This window comes from Alicyclobacillus suci (genome assembly GCF_017329615.1).
GTDB classification, from domain to species: Bacteria; Bacillota; Bacilli; order Alicyclobacillales; family Alicyclobacillaceae; genus Alicyclobacillus; species Alicyclobacillus suci.
Genome location: NZ_JAFMTW010000199.1, coordinates 1 through 307 on the forward strand (window position 1 = coordinate 1; position 307 = coordinate 307).

Genomic DNA, 307 nt, shown 5'->3' on the forward strand with positions numbered 1-307 from the left:
CGCCCAACTCATCGACAGCTTTTGTGGTTTGATCGTAAGACTGCTTGTCCACGCTGAAGCCAAGAGAAACAAGATACTCCTTGATGGTCTCGAGCATCAGTATCTACTCCTGTCTTCTATGGATTCTTGCGCTCGCCACTGGTTTTCTGCGCGCACTTGTAAGATCTCGTGGGCATCCAAGAGATCGTCAATGTCGTATACGTCCTGTACGAGGTCTCGGTGAGTCCAGAAGTTTGCAACCACAGGGGCGTAAAGAAAGGGGTCAATATTTGCTAGCTCTGCGAGTTGATAACCGGGATACCTGAGA

The 307-nt window shown here is 49.5% G+C and carries 1 protein-coding gene; it reads right to left on the reverse strand.

Annotated features, from left to right (window positions below):
- Positions 1–96: 96 nt before the first annotated feature.
- Positions 97–307, reverse strand: a 211-nt coding sequence (locus J3482_RS20405) for a hypothetical protein (RefSeq protein ID WP_206923118.1), incomplete at its 5' end; no start/stop codon positions are given.